The sequence below is a fragment of the Halosimplex carlsbadense 2-9-1 genome, assembly GCF_000337455.1.
Classification (GTDB): domain Archaea; phylum Halobacteriota; class Halobacteria; order Halobacteriales; family Haloarculaceae; genus Halosimplex; species Halosimplex carlsbadense.
Genome location: NZ_AOIU01000044.1, coordinates 14253 through 33581, shown reverse-complemented (window position 1 = coordinate 33581; position 19329 = coordinate 14253). Strand labels below are relative to the sequence as shown.

16 protein-coding genes and 1 pseudogene are annotated in these 19329 nt (G+C 60.1%); 10 read left to right on the top strand and 7 right to left on the bottom strand.

Annotation, left to right across the window (positions count from 1 at the left end):
• Positions 1 to 16: 16 nt before the first annotated feature.
• The 5 genes from C475_RS25015 to C475_RS24055 form a co-directional block, all read right to left on the bottom strand.
• Positions 17 to 4429 carry an HlyD family secretion protein gene (locus tag C475_RS25015; protein WP_152436534.1) on the bottom strand — a complete coding sequence of 1471 codons (4413 nt, stop codon included), beginning with the start codon at positions 4427 to 4429 and terminating at the stop codon, positions 17 to 19.
• 613 nt (positions 4430 to 5042) lie between these two features.
• The gene (locus C475_RS19255; RefSeq protein WP_006885570.1) at positions 5043 to 5912 is read right to left on the bottom strand and encodes a hypothetical protein; all 870 of its coding nucleotides are present in this window, start codon (positions 5910 to 5912) and stop codon (positions 5043 to 5045) included.
• Positions 5909 to 6859: a winged helix DNA-binding protein gene (locus C475_RS19250; RefSeq protein WP_006885569.1), complete on the bottom strand. Its 951-nt coding sequence runs from the start codon at positions 6857 to 6859 to the stop codon at positions 5909 to 5911. The genes C475_RS19255 and C475_RS19250 overlap by 4 nt, the downstream gene beginning before the upstream one ends.
• 486 nt (positions 6860 to 7345) lie before the next feature.
• Positions 7346 to 8155 carry a hypothetical protein gene (locus C475_RS19245; RefSeq protein ID WP_006885568.1) on the bottom strand — a complete coding sequence of 270 codons (810 nt, stop codon included), beginning with the start codon at positions 8153 to 8155 and terminating at the stop codon, positions 7346 to 7348.
• A gap of 1341 nt (positions 8156 to 9496) precedes the next feature.
• Positions 9497 to 9721, bottom strand: coding sequence for a hypothetical protein (locus C475_RS24055; RefSeq protein ID WP_161625224.1), 225 nt, complete (start codon positions 9719 to 9721; stop codon positions 9497 to 9499).
• Between the two features lie 626 nt (positions 9722 to 10347).
• On the opposite strand from C475_RS24055, the gene C475_RS19240 reads away from it, so the two are divergent.
• On the top strand, positions 10348 to 10998 hold the full coding sequence (locus tag C475_RS19240; RefSeq protein ID WP_049931008.1) for an HVO_2922 family protein: 651 nt from the start codon (positions 10348 to 10350) through the stop codon (positions 10996 to 10998).
• A 589-nt stretch (positions 10999 to 11587) separates the two neighbouring features.
• Positions 11588 to 12703, top strand: a complete 1116-nt coding sequence (locus tag C475_RS19235; protein ID WP_152436532.1) for a hypothetical protein — start codon at positions 11588 to 11590, stop codon at positions 12701 to 12703.
• A 522-nt stretch (positions 12704 to 13225) separates the two neighbouring features.
• Here C475_RS19235 and C475_RS23465 read toward each other — a convergent pair.
• Together C475_RS23465 and C475_RS19230 are read right to left on the bottom strand one after the other, a co-directional pair.
• Positions 13226 to 13378, bottom strand: a pseudogene (locus C475_RS23465) (IS5/IS1182 family transposase); the annotation flags it as partial.
• 215 nt (positions 13379 to 13593) lie between these two features.
• Complete coding sequence (locus C475_RS19230; protein WP_235728487.1) at positions 13594 to 13842, bottom strand: hypothetical protein; 249 nt, start codon at positions 13840 to 13842, stop codon at positions 13594 to 13596.
• A gap of 97 nt (positions 13843 to 13939) precedes the next feature.
• Between C475_RS19230 and C475_RS19225 the strand changes: the two genes are divergently transcribed.
• From C475_RS19225 to C475_RS23460, 8 genes are all read left to right on the top strand, one after another.
• Positions 13940 to 14185, top strand: coding sequence for a hypothetical protein (locus C475_RS19225; RefSeq protein ID WP_006885564.1), 246 nt, complete (start codon positions 13940 to 13942; stop codon positions 14183 to 14185).
• A 2-nt stretch (positions 14186 to 14187) separates the two neighbouring features.
• On the top strand, positions 14188 to 14421 hold the full coding sequence (locus C475_RS19220) for a hypothetical protein (RefSeq protein ID WP_049931006.1): 234 nt from the start codon (positions 14188 to 14190) through the stop codon (positions 14419 to 14421).
• Between the two features lie 67 nt (positions 14422 to 14488).
• Positions 14489 to 14731 carry a hypothetical protein gene (locus C475_RS19215; RefSeq protein ID WP_152436531.1) on the top strand — a complete coding sequence of 81 codons (243 nt, stop codon included), beginning with the start codon at positions 14489 to 14491 and terminating at the stop codon, positions 14729 to 14731.
• Entirely contained in the window at positions 14718 to 15002 is a 285-nt protein-coding gene (locus C475_RS19210; RefSeq protein WP_006885561.1) for a hypothetical protein, read from the top strand. Before C475_RS19215 ends, C475_RS19210 begins: the two co-directional genes overlap by 14 nt.
• Complete coding sequence (locus C475_RS19205) at positions 14995 to 15198, top strand: hypothetical protein (RefSeq protein ID WP_006885560.1); 204 nt, start codon at positions 14995 to 14997, stop codon at positions 15196 to 15198. Before C475_RS19210 ends, C475_RS19205 begins: the two co-directional genes overlap by 8 nt.
• Positions 15195 to 15731, top strand: a complete 537-nt coding sequence (locus tag C475_RS19200) for a hypothetical protein (protein ID WP_006885559.1) — start codon at positions 15195 to 15197, stop codon at positions 15729 to 15731. The genes C475_RS19205 and C475_RS19200 overlap by 4 nt, the downstream gene beginning before the upstream one ends.
• A 50-nt stretch (positions 15732 to 15781) precedes the next feature.
• Positions 15782 to 17749: a transposase gene (locus C475_RS19195; RefSeq protein WP_006885557.1), complete on the top strand. Its 1968-nt coding sequence runs from the start codon at positions 15782 to 15784 to the stop codon at positions 17747 to 17749.
• Positions 17750 to 18033: 284 nt separating this feature from the next.
• The gene (locus tag C475_RS23460) at positions 18034 to 19248 is read left to right on the top strand and encodes a trypsin-like serine protease (RefSeq protein WP_161625222.1); all 1215 of its coding nucleotides are present in this window, start codon (positions 18034 to 18036) and stop codon (positions 19246 to 19248) included.
• Positions 19249 to 19329: the final 81 nt, after the last annotated feature.

Sequence of the window (19329 nt, the reverse complement as noted above, 5' to 3'; positions counted from 1 at the left end):
AGCGTCGCGGCATGTGTTATTCTTCCATCTGTTCGGCGCTCAGTAGTTCTTCGATACTATAGACGTGATAGCCTGTATCACCGTGATAGATGAGTGACTGACTACCCCAACCCGCTCTCATGATGCTCCACACTGATTCTGTATCCGACCTGATCGTGGTACGTTCTATCGTCTCGTCCTGTTGACTACCGCTGTAGACCTCGCTAAAGGGCAACCTTCCGGCCGAATCGTCGGCTTCCCCTATCGTGAGGGAGTGACCTATCTCATGTAAGAATACCTGGGAAGCAATTACCTCTTGTTTGAGTACGTAGGGTGACTGTTTAATATCCGTCGACGATACCAAACCGTTTGATCCCAGCGCTGCGTTCGAGATCTCGTTCTCGAAGAGAATGATCCCGTTGTTCGGGAGCCAGCTGGTCTGGGGATATTCGTCTGAGGTTGCTTCGACGTTGAAGCCCCATGCATCGTCGAACTTGTCGAGATTGGGGTGGAGTTCTAGACCGCTGAGCACTTCACCGGCAACCATCACGTAGAGGTCATTGTTTAGGCTGTTGGCAGTATCGATCCATTTTGCGCCCCCGTCACCCTCACCGATATTTTCACGGGGTCCGTCAAGCGTATCATCACGCTCGATGTCGAGACTGATACCGTAGAGGGCCGCATTCTCTTCGATTCCAGCCTCCCACGTGGACGTGTTCAGGTTCGCTGGGTCACCCGGAGCGAAATCGACCTCGACAGAGAGACCGAGAGTAGGTGTGTCCCCGCTGTCTTCGGGGTTTGATTTCCACTGGAGCTCACCGACGTGAACGTTCGAGTGTTCCCCCCTTCCATCGTTGTCGATGTCGGCGCCGCCGGCGGAAGCCACTTGATCCGCGTGATGAACCCCAATCTGTTGTTGGACGATTTCATCGCCTGTGACTCCAGTACCCGATTGGAGGTTCTGACGGTACAGAACTACGTTATCGAGTGCTGGAATTGTTTGTCCCTGGTCGGTGGACATCTCGTAGACACCGATCCAGCCGTCCCAATAGTAATCTCCGTCTGTGTCGGGGTCGGTCGGGTCAGTATGGAACGTCTCGCTCGCCCCATTAAGAGTAGCCGAGACACCGTCGATCTCTTGGCCGTCGGTCAGTCCATCGTCGTCGGTATCGGGATCCCACGGATCCAGCCGATACAGATACCCGTCGTTCGTGAGTTGTCCATTCGAGGGGGCTGATTCGTAGTTGGTGACCTCTGCTTTGTTCGACAGCCAGTAATCCGTCCGATTCGCCCCGTCAAGAGCGGTGAAATTAAATTGGTGGAGGCCGGATTGGCTCTCATCGGTCACGAAGTCGAAGTCGTCCGTGCCGTCCGTGAAATCCGGTTCCTCGATGTTGTCGATCTTCGGTAGTGAATCGCTACGAATGCCCAACTGGGCTTTCAGACGCCACTCCTCTGACGACTTCTCGCCTTTGAATACCGATCTGAATCGCTGTTCACGCTCGCTGGTGATATCGTATGTTTGGACCGCTTGCGGATCTGTGTGCGTGTACAGTTTCTCTTGGGTATCGTTCAGTCCGTCAGCGTCGCTATGTGACGTACTTGGGTCTGACGTGACGTGGAGCTTATCGTCTTGATATCGTACTGCAGGCGCCCAGCGATACGGCTGACCGTGTTTCTCCATCACCGGGATATCCCAACCTGACTTTTCTTGCTGGTCACTCAACCCATCGCCGTCAGTGTCTTTGTTGCCCGAGGCGGGGTTACTGAACCACCGGTAGCCCGTTTCCAGTGCCTGACTGTTGGGCGGTTCCTGGGTCACCCGAGCGTCGAGGTTGACCTCTTCGCCGTCTTCGAGATCATCACCGTCGGTGTCCGCATCGAACGGATCGAGCGTGACAGTGGGACCGTTCGCCAGCGGGACGCCCCTCACTTCGCGGAAGTTGGGGATACCGTCACCGTCCGAGTCGCGCTGGGCGACACTTTCCGTGGCTTGCTCGAAGTCGATGTAGTGTGCGCGCAGCCAGGAGTTGTCGCCGCCCGTGTGGCGCGCGTCCGCGCGGAGCGAGACGGTGACCGTTTCGCCGGCGTGTTCGGTGATATTCACGCGACGGACGACCGTTCTGGTTTTCGAACTCCCATCCCAGTCGCTTTCGAGCCGGTAGATGTCGGTTTCACCGTCGCCGGCGTCGATCGACAGGACCGCCGCCGCGTGCGACCAACTGCTCTGGATATGGGCGGTGACGTTGACCTTCACGAACAGCGGACCCTCGTCGGGCAGCGTGGTCGTCCGGTTGAGGAACCGCTGGCGATTGGTCTTCTCCCAGACCCGGATAGCGTCCTTGTCGGGTTCGATCTCGCAGCCGCCGTTTGCGGGTTGGTCTTTGTAGCCTCCACCGCGGTCCTCGACGTTACAGGTCCAGTTGCTGTCCTCGATCGACGACGGCATCGACTCGAAGGTCCAGTTGGCGATCCGTTCGGTGGTCGAGCCGTCGGGCCGCAGCGAGAGGATGTCGTTGCGGTGCTGGAGGTAGTTCCGCCACTGCCGGTCGTCGAAGACCGTGTATGTCGAGAAGTGTTCGGTCGTCGCGGTGACCGTGTTCGACTCTGGATCGACCGTCGACTCGACGTGCTCGTAGCGCTGTTCGCTCTCGTTGAACCGATAGATCGAGAGGTTCCCTTCGCTACTCCCGACGCGGGATTCGTTGTAGGCGATGGTAATGTTCGCCTGTGAAAAGTTCGCCCGTGACTCGAAGTCGACGAACGGGGCGACCGACGCGTTGGGCGTGTATTCCTCCTGATAGCGGACGTGTGTCGGCTCCTCGACGGTCGTCTGGCCGGCGACGTTGCCTTCACCGGTGATGTCGACGGTCGCGCCGAGCGACTCGTTGCCTGTCGTGGTGGTGTACGTCTCGTTGCCGTCGAGGACGCCGTCACCATCCGTGTCCGGGTTGAGTGGGTCTGTCTCGAACGGTGCCTGTTGCTCGTCACCGTCGGCCAGTGAGTCGTCGTCGGTGTCCGGATTCAGTGGGTCCGTTCCGTTCGCGAGTTCAGCGGCATCGGTCAGTCCGTCCCCGTCGATGTCCGCGTACAGCGGATCGGTTCCCACGGCCAGTTCCTCGGCGTTCGACAGGGTATCGCCGTCAGGGTCTTCGTGTGCGTCACCCGTGCCATCGTCGTCGGTATCCGCCACCAGCGGATCAGTTCGTGTCACCGATGTCTCGTTACCGTCTTCCAGCCCGTCGTCGTCCGTGTCGGCGACCAGCGGGTCGGTCCCCAGGTCGAACTCTGCGAACGTTCCGAGGCCGTCATGGTCGAAGTCCGTCCGGCCGTCGATGACGCCGTCGTCGCTCTCGTCGCGCTCGGTTTCGGTCGAATCGCTGTCGGGGTCGAGCGGGTCGGTCCCAAGCGCGGTTTCCATCGACTCGTCGAGGCCGTCGCCGTCGAGCAACAGCGTCGCACGCGACCGCGCCGTCTGCCCACTATTTCCGTTCTGACCGGGCTTCACGTCGCTATCGCTGACGACAATAGTGACATTCGCCACGCGGTCGGAAAGGCGTACGGGCACGCCGATCGTCCGGTTCTCAATCGGCCCATTTCGAAGTTGATTGACCGGCTGTGAACGGCGCTGTTCGCCGTCGACGTACACGGTGAGGTTCCCGAGCGTCCATGGTCGTGGATCCGAGAATTGCACTCCCGCAGTCCGCGTCACCGTCTCCGACCCGTTGCGGATCGGGTCGGCGCGATTCACGATCGCGACGCCGGGGTCGACCTCTCGGTCGAGCATATGGAGCGATTGCTGTGCTTGCTGCCAGCTCGTTCGCAGCGCCCGGATCGCCTGGGCGTACTGACTGATCGCCCGCCGACCCTCGGAGTCGTTCGCCCGGTCCAGTCGCCGCTGTGCGCGGTCGAACTGCCGCTCGGCGTTGTCGAAGTGCGCCTCGGCGCTCCGACGGAGCCCCTGATTGTCCAGGTCGCCTTCGGTCTGATTCAGCGCCCGTCGCGCGTCGAGAATCGTCTGATAGGTCGTCCGGTTGTCCGCGAGCGCGACGTAGCGGCTGGCACGCAGTGCGGTCACGTTCGCGTCCGAGCGGGCGAGTTTCGCCAGCGCCTGCACACCCACCGCGTCGTCGGTAAACGACCCCATCGACGCCACCCGCACGGGATCGCGATAGTCGTCGAGCGTCCCGTTGATCCGGTCGTAGGCGCTGTCGCGGGCCGAGGCGAACCGCTCTTTCTCGACGCTCGCATCGTCGATTGCCGCCGCAGCCTCGGCTTTCAACGCGATCGGCGGTCCCGCCGGGACATTGCCCGCACCGGCGAGCGTCGCCACGTTACCGGCGTTTCCGATCGCCGCAGATCCGGTCGTACCACCCACGACAGGGGGGATCGCTGCCATTACCAAGAGCAGAGCACACCCAAGTGCCCCAATTCGGCCCAGTGGCCCCATTGCTACCACACGCTTACCGGTTACATTTATTTGTTTTCTTTTTCACAACAAGAAATTGCTCTTGGAGACGTCGTGTAGTCTCCTCATCTTGATCCCGCCAGACACAGAGACTAAACTCGTAGTGGGAGAGAACTTCGGATACCCCAGCGGTGAGAATTCACTCGGGAGTGTGAGAATCAGTACTTCACCGGGCGTGACTATCTCTGCGATGGTCTGCCTACCATCGACGGGAACCGGAGCGATACGTCAGTCGAACTATCATTCTCACGCATGGGGTTCGTTGTCTCCGAAGGCGCGACGCGCCCTCGCCCCGCTTGGGCGCGACAGACCTACCGGGGCGGGAACCCAGTAGAGAAATTGGTAGCCGACGAAATGGGTACTTTCGAACTCGGTCGTGGCTGCGCGCGCAGCGACGACTGGAAGCGAGCACGGAGTGGAGGGTGGGGCGGAGGGGTCCGGGCAGGTCCGGTATTAAGCAACACAGTGGGAGTGACGCGCCACTACTCGTCCTACGACTGGCCGCGATCTATGGATTGAATTAAGACCTGTCTCTGCGAATCAACGAGGCCCGTTCTTCGCTGGAGAGAACCTAGACACACATCGAAATGCCTGCTCACCTGAGTCGAACCGTGTCGTCGTCGCGCTCGAGAATCTGCTTTGTGGCCAGCCGGTCGATCGCGTCGTCGACAGCGCCGGATTGGTCGTCCGAAAGCGTCTGCACAGTCGAGTGCGCACGGGCTCGGATCTTCTCGACATCGGTGAGCCCTTCGTCGACAGCACTCAGTACGGTGTATTCGATCTCAAAAGCCGTCGCGAACGCTGTGATACGGGACGTGAACATGTCCGGAAGTCCCGAGAGTGAGCTCACCGCCATCTCGATCGCGAACAATGGGTGCGACCGGTCACGGATCTGTCGTGCCTCGGTCACCCCGGTGTTGAACGGCCGCTGCTCGTCGATCTCCGTCAGAATCACCTCGTAATCCAACCCACGCTGGGCGTATGTCCGCATGTCCGCGATATCGCGTCGCCGGCCACCTGCGAGGTCACCACCGGAGACAGCTTTCAGCAGGAACATATCCTCGTCGGACGGAACGACTGTAGTCGCGCAGGTCCCATCCCAGAACTCCGTTGCCCGGTCGTTCATCCGATCGGTGATCCAGACCTTCCCGACGACTTGCCGCTCGAAGAGGTCGATCTGGAGTCCACGCTCGGCGTGTTGCAACTCGACCGTTCTCCCGACGCCCTCGAACGACGCCGTCGGCTCGTCGATGACCTCGAATCCCTCGGCCTGAAGCACCTGATGGACGTGCTCGAACTCTGACGCAACACTCAGCGCCAGGTCGATATCTTCTGTCTGGTCTTTCAACCCCTGGACCGTCATCGCCGACCCTCCGAGAAGCGACACTGTCACCGACTCAGATAGCCAGCTATCGAACTCTTCGAGAAACGCTTCGATCGCCTCGCTACCAGTGAACACCGTCATTGGACTCCGTACTGTGCTTTGAGCGCCGCGTATTCTGCTTCGCTCGGGAGGACGACCGAGGACTCTGCCGAGGCGTCGAACGCTCCCTGCAGTGGGGGATACATCGCAGTCACCGCTGCTTCCAACTCGTACCACCTCGCCGTCTCAGTGAGCGTCTCCTGGTCGATATCCAACTGCTCGATCAACAGCATCGCGTAGCTGACACGGCGCGAGCCGCTATCGAGGACGAGCGTGTGGCACACTACCTCTGCAGGGGTGAGCTCCTCCTCGGGTGCGTACCAGAACACAGGTTTGTCCGCGAGGAAGAACTGCAAGCCGTACTCGGCAAACCGGGCGAGCCCGGTCAGTTGCCACTCCGACGCCACCTCGAGTGCGTCTGTATCTTCGGAGTTCTGTACGCGGACGAGTGCCCGCGAGGGGTCACACCACTCGACGACCGCACTCGGTGCGACTTCTCGGACTCGTGACCGGTGCTCGTGGCGAACGACAGCGCGGGCGAACGACAGCAGTGGCGCGAGCTCCTTGTTCAATGCATACTCCGGGCCGGACGGGGACAACATCGCACGGTGCATGAGCGGTGACAGCGCCTTGTGGACGGCCTGTCGAGTCCTGTCGAGTCGATCCGCGATTTCGGCCACTCGACGGGGCTCGTCGAGATACCAGCACACGCGGAGCGTGCTCGGTGAAAGCAGGTCCGCCCAGTCAACGTGGCCCAAATCTGCCTGCAGCGTCCGGTACGCCTCGACGACCGGGTGGTTCGTAACACGAACGACCCGCTGATTGCTCGGCCCACGACGTTCGTCGAGAAGCCCCGCTCCGAGTAAGTCGTCGAGGATATCGTAGAGGTGGGCCTGCGAATACTCGGTATCCGCCGCGAGCTCCGCTACCGTCGCTTCCCGGCCGGTATGCAACGCCCCGATGACGGCAAGTCCGGCCTCAGTAAGCATCTGTGTAAATCTTCGACCTGAACTGTATAAAATGGTTTTGGGATTTAGATTTACAGCAGTCGTCCTCACCGAAGTCAGTTTCACGCTTCGTTCAACACCACGGGTGGATGGATCAGGAGGAGTTCGCTCACGAGTGCGAAGCGATACGATGTCGTCTGGAACACCGTTCGAAGTGCCTGTCTCCAAGTTGGAGATCACGACAGCGAGCGAAGCCCGATCAGTCGATACGTCGGTCAAGTCATCGTCGGAACTCACGACAATCAGTTGCTCCCGAGGGTGTGAGACGCCCTCGGCCCTCCTGGGCGCGAAAAACCTACCATTCAGCGACCGTGAAAGAGAGTCCGGTAGCGTACGAGATGGAATCTACCGATATCGGTCGTGGCTGCGCGCGCAGCGACGACCGGAAGCGAGCACGGAGCGGAGGGCGGGGAGGCGGGGCTTGGGCTGGTCCGGCACCAAACAAAAAATGAGAGCAGTCAGTGGCTGCTATTCGTCCCACCACCGCCCGCGTTCCGGGAACTCAATTTGTGACCACCCGGTGACGGCCACCGAGACGCGGCCCTCGTACCAGCTCTTCTCGACTTCGCGCAGCCGCACCGTCTGCCCTTCTTCGACCCATGGCTTCCTGCTCTTCTCCCAGGTGGTGAACTTCGTTCGTCCCGAGTCGTCCTCTATCAAGCCGACTTGCTGAATCCGGGGATTGTCCGCATCCCACAGCTGCACAACCTGACCTTCGATGTCGACCGTCGACCGTGGCACCTCCTCGAGCGTCCCGATGGGGACTGGCACCCCAGGTGAGGCGTGCAACTCCTCTTTGACCAGCAGCGCCGCGTTCAGCATGTCCACGCCTTCAGCGACCTTCTTCGCGAGTCGGTACGCCGCCCCCGCCCTGGAACGCTCGTCCAGTTCCTCAGCTATCTGTGCTGCGCGCTTGTTCACTTCCGCCAACTGCGCCTGACTCAACTTGGTCCGCGGATCTTCGAGGGGATCTTCTTGGGCGTAGCGCGTCTGTGACCTGACCACCTCGCGCGTCCGTGCTTCCCTATCCGAGGATTGGCGCCTATCCAGCCGCTGGCGGGTGCTTCGAATCTCGGCCTCCCGCGCTCGGAACTTTTCCTCGCCTTCCAGCGTCATGCCCTCGGGCCTGGCCTCGGGGTGATTCGTATCCACCTTCCCCTGTATCTCCTGGTCGACCGACCGCCGCAGCTCCGGCCCCTCGTCGACCGCCGCTTCGACCTCTTGTTCGTCCGTCTGTGCGTCCGAAACTTTACTACCGAATCGCGTGCTACTGTTCATTGGAATCACTTGGACTGTGATTTCCGCACGGAGGCGCTCACTCGGCGTCTTCCGTTGCTACCACGGCTCTCCAGCCGCGGCTCTCGACGCCGACCTGACCACCCTCGTGCGGCCTGCGTTCCACGCCGCGCGTCGCGAGGTGGGAACGCGACACCTCGGTAGCCACCGCGGAGCCGCCGTCGACCGTACACCGGCCAGCCGACGACTCGTCGCCTGCCGACCCTCTCACGTGCGGGGCGGTGCCGCTACGTCTCGGCCGACCCTCCGAGGCAACTACACCCCACACTACGGAGCGCAGGAGTGCGCCCGCGAGGACGGCCCGCGGGGCCGTCGACGCGCCCGCGAGCGACGACAGGACGCGAGCAAGCGATCGCGGCCCCGCGGGCCGCCACAGCAAGCAGGACGGTCCGCCTTGTTGGATTCGTCGCGGCGCTGCGGTGCGGCAAGCGCCGCGATGCCGGGTGGGACCCGCTCGCGCGGTGCGGAGCGAGCGGGCGGGCCCCGGCAGGACGCGGGCACACCGACCGAGCCTGCTCCCGTCACGCCGCGCCGCGGTGTGGCGCGGGGACCGGGAGCGGCGACCGAGGGCAAACCGCGTCCCGACTCCTTCAAGGCGGACGCGCTCCCTCGACGATCAAACCCGCCGGGTTTGTGGGAAATCTCCGGCGCGCCTGAACAAAGGCGTCCCGGGGGATCGCCCGGAATGGCGCGCCGTCAGTGGCGCGCCACATGCCCGGTGGCCCCCCGGGCAACGACTGAAGGCGCGTCGGAGAAGACTGGAGGGAGGTGGGCGGATACGTTCACCGTAGTACTCGGAAGGGCGCGCCGAGACTCGCCAGTGAGGACGCCCGCAGGCCACCCGGCCGCGCCGCGAGAGTAGCGAGCAACGCGGCCGGGTGAGGCGAGGAGCGCCGCAACAAGACTCGAGACGGGAGAATTTGTTTAATTCGACCAGGCGCGCCATCGAGGCAAACGGAGTATGCGTATCATCGAGGGTCCAGTCCGCGATGGCTGGTGACCTAACCACGGATGCGACGAGTGTACCCCAAGAAATACCGTCCTGTGCATTGGGAGCCACAGATTCGAATTCACCCGAAAGGACGATCGGCGGTGCTTCCGAACTGTCCAACCGTCAGTGAGTGATTGAGACGTCATCCCGAAGGCGACAACCAGATCGTGGCCCGACGAGGTTCTGACCGCCGACTTGTAGCCGAATCGAGTGGTTCGGTCAACACCACCGTATCGCTGACCCGGGGAGATTCGATCGCGAGCACGAGTGTGGGACACGCCATCTCCGCAGGTGGGAAGATTCGCGTTGAGCGCGCGCAAAAAGGCGGGTCGTCAGTAGAACGCCGGGTCGGCCGCGGGCGGGAGGAACTGTTCGGTGTCGAAGTACTGCTGTTCGAGCCGCCGTTCGCAGTACTGACGGACCGCCTCGTCCGGGTCCTCGTCGTGAGCGCGGGCCATCGCCCGGAGCTCCGCGATTGCAACGCGCTGCCGGTCGGAGGGACGCAGCGCGGTTAGCAACTGTTCGACTGTGTGTTCGGTGAGTGACTGTGGCTCCATCGTGGCGCACCACCGCCGCGGCGCCGCGGCGGCAGTGCTGATTCGGCCGCGGCGCCGCGGTGGAACGCTAGCCACCCAACCAGCACCGCGCGCCGACCCGCCCGGAGCGCGCGTCCAGCGGAGTCCCCGTTTCGCCCGCGACCGCAACCACGTCCGTCGCGGGTCCCCGAGTCCCGGAAGCCTCCGGAAGTCCGGGACCGAACCGGGAGACCCGCTGGCGCGAAGGCACACGCGGAGGCCGTGGAGAGCGCGAGAGCAGCGAGGGCGGGATAGCGCGAGCACGGCGGGCCGCGTTAGTGCCCGCCGCGCACAGCGCCATCCGGAACGGACGGAGTAGGCCCGGAACGGGCGCTCGCGGTGCGGAGAGCGCCCGAAAGCCCGGAATGGTCGGTGGCGAGCGCACTCCGGGCGGTAAGCGGCGAGCGGGGCGGGCCGTCACGACACACCGGCCAGCCGACAGCGAACCCTAAGGGCGCATTCACCAGCCTGATGGACTGAAAGGGCGAGACGCGATCGTGGCTAGGAGTCGCCTCGACCGTCACACTTCGCTCTGATTCGAACGGTAGTTGGAAAGCGATCCGATGGAGACGTACAACTATGTGTGAGTCACTCTAGGAATCGATTGCATGTCGGACGATGCAATACATCAGGCGGAATCGAAGCGAACCCGGCGTGGCATCGCGACGTACCTGCGGCGGATTGCAAATGCGCTGGGACGGGGCGAGCCGGCACCGGTCGACGAGGCGCAGACGGTGACCGCCGACCTCCCGCCGGAGGCGGAGCTTGAGGTTGAACTCGACCGCGAGGGCGACGTAGCAAGCCTCGATATCGAGATGGAGTGGGACGATGCCGACGGCGACATCGAGACGGACACACCGGTCAGTAAGGCCCGATTCGAACGCTACGAGGACGCAGACGACCAGTGGCGCTGGCGGCTCGTCCACGACAACGGGAACATCATCGCCGACAGCGGCGAGGGGTACACGGCCAAGCAGAGTGTCACCCAAGGACTCGAGAGCGTCAAAACGAACGCAGCCGATGCGGTGGTAGTCGACCAGTCGAACGACGACGGACACGAGCCCGACGAGCCGGGGAGCGACGCGACGTTCGAACTGTACGAGGACAATGAGGGCAAGTGGCGCTGGCGACTCGCCCACGATAACGGCGAGATCATCGCCGACGGCGGGCAGGGCTACTCATCGAAACAGAAGGCAAAGCAGGGCCTGGAAAGCGTCCGCCTGAACGTGTCCGGGGCACCTATCGAGGACCCTCAATAACGAGTCTGCTGGATGCTGACCGGGGCAGAGCGGTCGAAGAAGCCGAGCACTGCACTGCCATCTCAGGATCGTGGGGGCCCGGTCGGGCCTCGACCTGACGCTTTCCGCGGAGTGGACTGACCGCAACCTGGATCCTGACTACAGTCAGTGGTGCCCGCTGGAGGTGCCTCTATGGGGACGACTGGATAATATCAGAAACTGATGGTATCGCCGGGCGGCGCGCGCCCGGCTGGCCGTCGCGAATCCTAGCCATCCGACAGTCCCGACCGGGTACCCAGCCGTCAGCCTGGCGGACTGAAAGGGCGAGGTGCGCTCGCGTCCGCGTGGTCGCCTGCGTGGGCCACTATCCGCGCTTGCGCGGATATCCCGTCGCAGTGACCGCGAGCGCGCCGAGGGCTTTCAACGTTCGTCGTCACCCGCAGTCATGTTCGATCTACCGGAGAGAACTATCCCACGAGAAGAGTGTCCAACCCACGGATAGGTATATACCGGACCTCGACGTATCTACCAAGCGGACTGTCACCGTCCCGAAGCAACCGTGTTCAACACGAAACTAACCAGAACACACCTGCTAGCGGTCGCCGTTGCGATGATGGTCGTCTTCGCGGGGTGTTCGAATACGACGACAGTCGGACGTACCGACCAGCAACCAGACACTCCTCAACCGGTCACACCGGACCCAACGCCGAATCCGACACCCACGGCACAGCCGCCAGCGAGCGAGCGAGCCGACACTAGTCCAGCACAGAGACTCAACCTCTCTCAGTACAGCGACCGTCTCGGACCTGGATCAGCGGGTCTCAACAAGACTGAACGACAGCGAGTCCAAGCGTTCGTCGCCGGGTTCTACGACAGCGTCGATAACGAATCTGACCGGCGACGAACCCTACTCAACAGCTCCGAGCGGCTCTGTAACGCCGACAGCAACTACACGTCCGAACTCAGGCCGGCGATGTTGAAAGAGGGTGGGAAGACGACGAACCACGCTGTCCGCCGAGCGCATTTCGCTGCCCAGATAGTCCAAGAGATCGATGGCAACGCGCCCGTCAAGATCTTTGGTGATGTCAGAGCCATTACGGGTGACGTCGCCAAGTACGCCCCGCTCATCGGCAGCTACAATCGAATGGCAGACACAGCGTGTGCTGCCGCCGAACAACGAACTGACGCCGCCCTCGTGGAGTACAAGACTGCGACGCTCATGTTCGGGGTGGACGCGATGCTCGTCACGACCGGCGCGTTCTACAAACCGGCATTCGCCGGCACTCGCTTCCTCACGAACAAGGCCAGCCAAGTCGGGCTGTATCGGCTCCGGTACGTCTGCGGGAACCGGTGCTGGGCACTGGGGATGAGCGAGGTTCACGTCGGGCTCCGCGCTGGGATGTTGACGACGACTTCGAACGTACTCAGGAAAAGCACCGAAATGGGGATCAACCTGACCCGGAGCGACGTGGAAGCGGTAGCTACTGCCCGGAATCTCAGTGCGGATCGGGTGCTGTCGAATTCGAATCTGACGATGCAGAATGGAACCGTACAGTCGGTGTCTGAGGATATCCTGCAGTGCGGGACGAATGCCGTGAATGCGACCCAGCGGACCGACACTCCAACGAGCGATAGCGGTGACGATGGTGGATTGTTGGGCGGCGACGGTATCGATGTCGGCGACGTTGTGAACGGGACGAAGGATGCGGTGAATCAGACACAGTAATTCGTCAAGGACTGTCAAAACGATACTGGGTAGTACCGCAGCCATTCAGTTCTTTGGCCGTTCCACCGAAATCCGAGATGACACCAGTCTAGTTCTGGTCCCCTTGAAGCAGTAATGAACGTACGAAATGGCCGACGACAAATAGGTAGACCCGCCCATTTAGAACCAGTTCGTGACTGTAGCCCCGGTGCGCCAGTTTCGGTAGCTACCGAGGGAAGCTGGATCCGGAATTGTCGGTCAACTGGATGGCTGAAGCAGAGACGACTGATAGCAATCGAGAGGTGTGGAACCTCCGGGAACCAACTTTTGAGTTGGGCCCTTTCTCGCCTGACTGAGAAGTCGGTATCCCAGAAAAGCTACGCGCGATGGACACAGTGAGCCGCTGCGTTGTAGAATCGCTGAGCGCTCAAAAGCTGGTCAGAGTGCTCTGACGTGGATCGAATCCACGTGCCCCGTCTCGAACCCATCCCCAGAAGCCATTCGTACTATTGTATGCCGTGTTGAATAGATGCTGAGTCATGGTTAGAGTGGTTCACAGAGCGGTTCTATGTTGGAGATAGCGAACATCAGGACAATCTCACGGAACTGCCGATACCACCCGAGCGCTCGCACGGCATCGCCGAGCGAGCGGTTGACCGCGGAGTTGATAGTCTCAGCCGTGGAGGGCTGATTATAGCGCAGTTCATCGATCCTGGCATTGTGCGGGTAATCGTACGGTACGCAGATCCGTTGCTCGGTCAGCGGTCTAATACTGATCTCCCACAATTAATCACCTAGTGGCTGCTTCTTGTGGCCTTTACCAGTACGCGCGAATCCCCGTAGCGGTTGCACACGATAATTCTGTGAAAGAAAGTCGGGTGTTTCGCGGGCGTTGAATCGACACCGTTCCATCAATCCTCAGATTCCTGACCATCGTCACAGACGACTTCGCGCATCTCGTCACCGAGTGAGTCGTGGTTGTCGTCGAGCACCTGGAGGTCCTCTTCCAGTTGTTCGATCTTCTGTCGGACGCGAGTGATCACGCGGTAGTAGTACTTGTCAGAAACATCCGCCTCACCCCGTATGATCTCCTTTTCACGGTCGGTAAGGATGGCTCTGTAGTCCTTCTCTGGCATTGCACGCTGTTCTGCCGTGCCCATGTTACTACTTGTGGTAGCCAACGGGATAATAGTTACTCCACCGAGTAGGCTACTACTTGGAGTAACACTTATTATCCATGCTACTGTATGGAGTAGTATGAGCGCAGAAGTGGCTCAGTCCGACGATGCACAGTACGCCGCGGTTGACCCGAGCGACCTCGAAGCCGGGGACGAAGTGATTGTCTCCGACGTGGCGGAAGACGGTCAGACGCGCGGGATCGTCGAAGGCACGGAGAACGAGTGGGGGCGCTACGGCGTCGAACTCACTCGGGAAGACGGCGTCGAGGTCATGGTGTGGGAGGAGACCGGGCGTACGTTCACCCGCGTTGAGGAGGGCGAGTAACGATGAGCGCAGAAATGGCTCACGACGGTGGCGAGACGGACAGTGTGGAAGAACTGCTTGACGACCACCCCGAGATCGAGATGTGGAGCTGGAAGCACGGCGGCGAAGAGGTCTACGTCTCCCTCGACAACGGGAAGCTCGCTGGCCGGGCGTTCCTTGACGATATGGAAGAGCGCGGTATGGGCGTCAAATTCGTTGATTTCGCAACGAGCCGGATCGGATTCAGTCGGGAGTGACCCCGGTTGGCGGACCGGGGTTCGACTCCCCGGCGGGGATTGGCTGGCGGACTACCGCCGTGATACGATGTCTACAAACAACGAATCAACGACAGATACCGGCAGCACGCCGATGATGCAGTTCGGGTGGATACTCGCACTCACCGGCATCGGCGCATCACTCTTTTCGAGCTTGCCGCGCTACGTCGCCGGCTTCGGCGGCGTCGCGGTGGCACTGGTCGGGATAGGCCTCGTAGTCGTCGGCGCGCGAGTTCGTGATGGGCGTTGGCTGGTAAATTCACAGGAGGTGACCGAAGATGTCGAAGGGTAACACCGTCAGGGAGACCGACGGTAATAGTGAGCACTTCGACCAGATTCCGGACGCGCTGATGGAAGACACACTCACCGTCCGTTGCAAGATTCCAGAGCTCGAACCGGACTTGTGCGACGGGTGGGTAGAGTCGTTCGACATCGGCAACAGTCGGGTCAAGATGGACGGTTACGGTCGCCTCTACTTCCCCGACAACGTCACGACCGAGTGTCCGAAGTGCGGCGACCGGGTTCTCGAAATCAACGGTGTGGAGGTGAATTTCCATGCCTGAGCAAGGCCTCTACGAGAAGTACGAGGTATACAAAGAGGGCGAGGAAGTTTCGAACTGCTTCGTCCTCGAACCTGAAGACGACTCGGCAGCTCGGGAAGCGCTGATCCGGTATGCGGAGGCCACCGAAGACGAGGAACTCGCCGATGACATCCGCGAGTGGGTGGTTGACATCTGCACGCGAGGTGACTCAGAGTGAGCCAGAGCGACGGCTACGCGGGATGGGTCTGCGACGGCTGCGGGAAGCACGTCTCGGGTAGCGCGCCTGGAGGGCGGTGCGCCGACTGCGGCGGCAATTGGCGGAGGGCGACGCCCGACCAACTGGCCTGCGACCGCTGCGGAGATCGTGACGCAAGCAGTGTACTCAACTCGGAGTACAACCGCCTCTGCGACGACTGCCTTCGGTGGGAGAACGTCACGCTCGAAGCCTACGAGTACGACAAAGACGACGTGTTCCAGGGGAGAGACGGCGACTTTTGGGTCGTCACGGCCCGCCTCTGGAACCACGACGCAACCGAGTACGAGCGGTCGAGTCCGACCGGCGAGAAGTTCGAGACCACGATGCCGTGGCATCGCCGCGAGTACGAGCTGGCAAGTCTCGACCCGGCGGCGATGGGGTGCGACAAACAGCGCGTGAACGAGAAGGAGCTAACCTACTACTTCTCGGCGGCGGCCAAGGAAGACGCCCGGGAGCACTACGAGGCTCTGGATCGGGATTCGGATTCTGACTGAGAACCAACCAGCACGTATTTCATACCTGACGGGCTTGAACTGAGACAACTGTGTTCGAGGGTGGCGACGACGAAGACGAGGTTTCTCACCTGCCGCCGCCGTACGAGCGGCTTGAAGAGTACGTCACGCTCGACTCCGACGCTGACTGGCTGAAAGGCGAGTGGGGCTACCGACACGCCGCGTCAGACCTCAACGACAAGGCACCGAGCCCGTTCGGCGACTCGGACTGGTACCACCACATCGCGGTCCTGGTCGGGCACGTCGATTGGGCGTACCCGCCGCACGACGACAACTCGAAGCGCCGGGATGCGATTCTGTATATGAAGATGATGCGGCTGGCCGTCTACTACGAGATGATGGGTTTTCGAAACCCGCCGCAGCTGGTAAGCCACCTTCGGCGATCGAACGCCGTTGATGACGTGCCGATTCACAAGATATTCGGGTTCGACAGCATCCCGCACCAGAACACCATCCGGAAGGCCTTCAACGAACGGTTCGGCCGCGCTGCACAGGAGTTCGCCGCGAATTGGGCACAGAAGATCGAAGCCATCGGGATGCAGCGGGACTACCGCTTCCCGGAGATCGACGACAAGCGTCTCGCCAACAACGGCGGCGTGATCACCGTGCCCATCGAACTGAAGCGAGGGTACGCGCAGGGTGCGCTGGATATCGGCCGCGACGACATGCCCATCTCGAAGCAGGAGGATATCTCGACGTGGACGGACTACGGCCTCCACTTCGACTTCTCCTTGCATCTCTGCGACACGGGCGGCGCTCCCGAGGCGGAGCTCGAAAACTTCGCGGACAACCGCGGGTTGCAGAAGGGCGAGGATATCTTCAAAGACGCGGAGACGTTCAGGAACGACATCTACAGGCCGGACATCTACGAGTGGGTGGCGACCATCAACGACTGGACCGACAAGCTGCTCGACGCGGTCTACCCGATGGAACTCCGGTCGCGCGGCGTCCCGATCGCGGTGGACACCACGAACATCCCGACCTGGAGTAACGAGACCTCGGACGTTTCGGGCGTGCTCGGGACAAAGAAGATGGCGAACACGCACTACGCCTACCGAATTTTCACGGCGCAAGCGGTCTCTGACGGGATGCCGTTCCAAATCGCGCACGCGTTGCAGATGACGCCGAAGAACCGAAGCCGGAGACTGATGAGTTTGCTTGATGAGGTGGAGGGCCGCGGTTTCGACATCGGGATCTTGATGGCCGACTCCGAGTTCGCACCCGGCGAGGTCGTCAACGAGATCAAGAACCGCGGCCTCAACTTCATCATCCAGGTGCCGAACGATTGGGTCTCGAAGTACACCGACCAGTTCGAGGACCAGAACAAGACCTTCGGCGTGGTGGACGAGTACACGATGAACGAGGGGAAGGGGAAGCCGAAAGAGACCACGAACACGCTGTTCTGTAGCTACGAGCACCTCTGGAGTGAGACACCGAAGACATTCGCCGAGACCGGGAACGACGAGGATGACGATGAGGACGAAGACGATCCCGGGCACACGCAGCGGACGCTTGACGAGCTGGCGGGCGTCGAGCCCGAGCCCGAGTACGTCAACAACCGCCAGGACACAGAGACCGGGAAGAAGATCCGGGAGAAGGCCGCCAAAGAGGCTGACGAAGAGGATCGCATCGACTTCGGACAGAAGAACGCCGGGTGGCTGACCTACATCACGAACATCGATGCGAACGAAGCCGAGGCCCGCACGCTGCGGGAGTACTACAAGTATCGCTGGTCTATCGAATCCTCGTACGGCGACTTCAAGGAGACTTTCCTCCCGAAGACGAAGTCCACTGAGCTGGCGCTTCGGACGTATCTGTACCTCTACGGGATGTTCGCGTACAATGCGTGGGTCGCGGCCAACATCCGCTGCCGCCGCCAGCACATCCAGGGCCGGGAGCGATACCGCCCGGCGATCCGGGCGCGGCGATTCACCACGATCGGGCAGCAGAGGTACCGGAACGAGGAGTTCCCGACCGACTATGTCAACTTCGGAGAATAGTTTCGGTCGTGCTGTGAGTCGGTCAACCCTACTGAGAGCACGACTTTATTGCAGAGGATTATCGTGTGCAACCGCTACGGGGATTCGCGCGTACTGTTACCGACGGTAAGACACTATTTATAAAACGTGAATGGCAGAATAGTTTCGAATTCCGGAGTTTCGAACTGGCATTCAAATGTAGATAATTGACATTTAGTAAGAAATAAATACATGTATTACAACGTTAAATCGAAGTCAGAATGACACAAAAAGATCGAAATTCGTCTACGACTTCAGAATCGTCGGTGAATAACGGCCAGTCGACAATTTCACGTCGAAGGGCTCTCAAGAGTTTTGCCGGGGTTGGAGGTATAGTGGCATTTACTAACGGGGTGGCAGGTCGAAATCCTGTCGAAAAGGTCGTAGTGTCGAGGGGGGAGGAGAAAGAGCCGATACAAGTAAAGAAGGTTCCGAAGCGAAAATACCAATGGAACTATGAGAGGATGCAAAATGCAAAACGTGCTCTCGAAAACAGAACTGGAAAAAATCCAAACATCAAGGCAACCGCAATCATTCCAAATGAGGACTCAGATAAAAAATGGAAGTTCACACAGCTAGAAGCAGAAGTAGCTACTGATGACCAGGGAAATGTGCCAGATAAAAATAAAGAGAAGGTTCCAGACAATATAAATAATGTTCCTGTGAAAAAGGTCCCAGAACGGAACGGATTCAAAACAGACGTAGAAGGTGATTGCATCTATTCAGACCGGACCTTTGATCCCGTCCGCGGTGGCATCCTTTTTTCATCTCCGAACGGATCTGGAACCTTAGGCCATCAAATGCTGGATGTTTCCGGAGGGGGCTCTGACTTCTTCCTGACTGCTGGCCACGTTACGGATATCGATGGGGCATTTGAATGCAATATGAGGACTGGAGTGAAGACCTATCATAAAGATGATAGTGAATATTATATTGGCGAGACAACAAGAGGAGACACTAACGCTGACTGGACGACTATTTCTATTGACTCAGACTCTGATGTTACGTTCCAGAGTGGCGTCCAATGGATCGATAAGGACGAACGCTGGCAATATGGGGATTGGCTCACGAGGAAAGGACTCGTAACTGCCATTGAGGAATCGAAAAAAGTGTATTCACAGGGATATGTCACAGGATCTACCGGTGAGGCGGTAAGTGGCGTCAGTGCCATTGAGTACAGTGGCGCCTATGGATACTGTAACAGTGGGCTTTCGGATTCAGACGGTGGATTTGGAATTCGGTTAAAAGTTGACTCTGCGGAGGGCGACTCTGGAGGGCCTGTATTCACACCAGAAAACGGAGAATCAGGAACGCTATCAGCCATTGGCCACATCGTCGGTGGTGTTGGTGATTCAAGAGACGACCCATCTCAGAGAAAGTGCCCTGTAATAGGTGACGATCTGGAGTATCAGTATGAACTCATAGCCAGTCCAAGCTATTACATCGCGGACAAACACGATCTGGTCCCGAAATTATACTGAAGATACTATTCGGCCACACATTATATAACTATGTTTTAACTTCAACTTCAGAAGAGCCACAAAACTGATTTATCCATATGA